The sequence below is a fragment of the Hydrogenispora ethanolica genome, assembly GCF_004340685.1.
Classification (GTDB): Bacteria; Bacillota; UBA4882; order UBA8346; family UBA8346; genus Hydrogenispora; species Hydrogenispora ethanolica.
This window is the reverse complement of the sequence record NZ_SLUN01000076.1, coordinates 1-3,080: the sequence shown is the minus strand read 5'-3', so window position 1 is coordinate 3,080 and position 3,080 is coordinate 1. Positions and strand designations below refer to the sequence as shown.

Annotated in this window: 2 protein-coding genes; both read right to left on the bottom strand. The window is 46.5% G+C overall.

Annotated elements, in window-relative coordinates; translation table 11 throughout:
- Nucleotides 1–215: 215 nt before the first annotated feature.
- Complete coding sequence (locus EDC14_RS26300; protein WP_132018355.1) at nt 216–1,442, bottom strand: sensor histidine kinase; 1,227 nt, start codon at nt 1,440–1,442, stop codon at nt 216–218.
- Between the two features lie 12 nt (nt 1,443–1,454).
- Nucleotides 1,455–2,099, bottom strand: coding sequence for a response regulator (locus tag EDC14_RS26295; protein WP_132018358.1), 645 nt, complete (start codon nt 2,097–2,099; stop codon nt 1,455–1,457).
- Between the last annotated feature and the right edge of the window lie 981 nt (nt 2,100–3,080).

Here is a 3,080-nt window from a genome sequence, read left to right as displayed (position 1 = left end):
TTTAATTTTATAAACTTTTTTGACACTTCGATGGCGTTTATCCTCCTATCTTTTTACAGCGTAGCTTGACAACATTGGGGCGAGGGTTAGGTCCATCAGCGTCATGATTTATCCTCCAATTCCTTTATTCAAAGTGACAGATAGGGTTCTCCTTACTTGGGGGTACAGAACCATATAGTGGTTGCTGAGTAAACTTGATACTCAGATATAATATTTCATCCCATATCGTTAAAATATTCATTCAGCCATGGTATTAGGATTTTAATGATAAACCCCTGATTGGGGGAACTGTCAATTTCAAATCTACCGTTCAAAGCTCTTACTCGCTCTTGAATCCCAGTCAATCCGCAGCCCAGCTGAAAGCTCGTCGCGCCCAAACCGTTATCTTTAATGGTGATGCTCAGCAGCTTATTTTTCAGATTAATGCTGATAAACACGTGCGTGGCTTGCCCATGACGAAATGTATTGGTCAGCGCTTCTTGAATGACCCGGTAAATGATGGTGTCAATTTCTTCACCGAAACTATCCGGCAGTTTTGGCATATAGACCGAGGCTTCAATGCCGGTCGCCTCCGAAAAAGCGGTAATCAAGGCTGAAACCGCCTGAAGCCGGCTTACTTCGATCGGCGGCCGCAACGCCCTGACAGCCCGCCTGACTTCAGCAAGGGCTGCTCTCGCCTGTTCCCGCCCCTGATCAATCTTTTCAAGCGCTTGGTCCTTTTGGGCAATAATCAATTCCCTCGAATAATCCAGGACCGCTATTAAGTTGGTCAACATGTAACCCACGGAATCGTGAATTTCCCGGGAAATCCGGTTCCGTTCGTTCATAATGCTTTCCCGTTGGTGGCGTACCGTATAATCCTGAAGGCCCAGGTTGGCTTCTACTAAACGGATGTTCGATTGATAAAACTGCTCCACCTGGTCAGATAGGTGATGGACCTTATCCAATAGCTGGCGGATGACGATACCGCAAATCATGGCAATCGCGCATTCTCCCCAGGGCAGAAAAAAATCTGCGACGCTTGGAGCTTGGTGGATATACCCCCAAGTCTGATTGGTCAGATATCGTTCGCAGGTCATGAGAGCGATGATCAACAAACAGGAACCAATGCTCACCCCGAGGGAAGCCGATAAAAAAATTTCAAAAAGGATGACGGCAATTAACGGAGCATAAACCGGCATATACTCCGGCATCGAATTGATGGCCACCAAAGCCAGCATCCCCCGTAAAATGAGCCCGGCCGCAGTTAACCAATCGACCGTAATAATCCGGACGAGAACGGCGAGCATAGACGAGATGATCAGGATCATGAAAAATTGGGTTTTCCAATAGACCGGAACTCCAATGGGCTGGTTGGATAGATAAAGATTCCAAGTGAGGCCGTAAATCAACAGGTTCAGCGTAACCGCGCTGATACGGAATAGGCATGAAAGCCGCGCCATGATACCTCCATGCTAAAATAGGCCATGCGCGATGGCGTATTTTACCGCCTGTACCCGATCCCGCAAATTGAGCTTACTGTAAATGTTACTGACATGATTGCGCACGGTTCCCTCGGTTAAAAACAACTTCTCGGCGATTTCTTTGTTGTCGTGCCCCGAGGCGAGGAGGCGGAAAACATCAAGTTCCCTGGGGGTTAAAAGTTCTTGAACTTTGGACTGCTGAAGTTGCGGCTCGGGTGTTCCCGGGATATTGGTTAATTTATGGACCAGTTTCGCCGCAATATCGGAAGCCATCAGGACTCCGCCATTATACACGGTCAAAATGGCCGTTTCGACCTCCGCCGGCTGAATATCTTTCAAAAGATAACCTACCGCGCCCAGTTTTAGCGCTTCAAACACGTATTCATCGTCACTAAAAGTTGTCAACATAATGATTTTCGATTCGGGGCAGTCGGCCCGGACCAGCCTGGCGCTTTCAACCCCATCCATGACGGGCATGCGGACATCCATTAGAATGATGTCCGGCCGCAGTCTGACGGCCATTTGCCAACCTTCCTCACCATTACAGGCCTGCCCCACAATTTTAATGTTGGAATTACGGATTTCCAACACGGAACTCAGGCTTTCCCGAAAAAGTTTTTGATCGTCCACCAGCAACACTTGGATCGTTTCCGTAGCGGGTTCCTTCCTTCTATCATCATATAGAAGCGACTATATTTGAATTCGCTTTTAAAAGTGAACTTCCTTCTGACACCAATTACCTGTCGAAGGATAGCCAGGTGAATGCCAATTTCAAAAAACGCGTTCCAGCATCGCAATTTTCTAAAACCCTTTGCGATGGTCTGACCACCGCTGCGGTTGGAGGATAAGTGACCAGGTTGAGGCGGAAAGAGTTCATTAGGTGGATGAAAAAGTTCTTTCAATCGCTGAGCGAGCTCTTTTTGTGAATCAGCGAGCTCATTCAGTCGCCGGGTAAGCTCATTTTGTGAATAAAAAAGCTCATTTTGTGAATGAATGAGCTCTTTCAGTCGCTGAACGAGCTCTTTTTGTGGATAAGTGAGCTCATTTTGTGAATGAATGAGCTCTTTTTCGGAAGAATGAGCTCTTTCAGTCGTCGGGCAAGCTCATTTTGTGAATAAATGAGTTCTTTTTGTGAATAAGTAAGCTATTTCTGTGGATAAACGGTATCGTTGAATGGGGTTAATGAATTTTGGCTGTGGATAAGTCGGGAGAGTCAAGCTAAAACCGGGTAAAATGGGGGGAAGAGGGGATGGCTTTCACTCTGACAGCCACGGGGCGATTCCTACCCCAACCCCCAATGTCATCAAGCGATCATGGTAAAATGTAGCGGACGAATTGAACGCCGACCGGGCGATAAATCACCCGGCTACAAGGCAAAAATTTTCTTTGATGCGCAACTAAATTAAACCCATTTCTGGAGTAATCCGGCAGGAAAAAGTCCAAATTCTTCGAACATTAGCAATGAAAGCGAACCCAGCCGATTCTGGCGGTCTTTCCAATTTTTTAGCGACGGACGCTGCTTCTATATAGGCCATCTAACGAACGAAATTGTGTTCATTTTGGGCGCAATATTTTGAAATGATCTTGCAAACTCATACGTAACCAGGTTTTACAGAA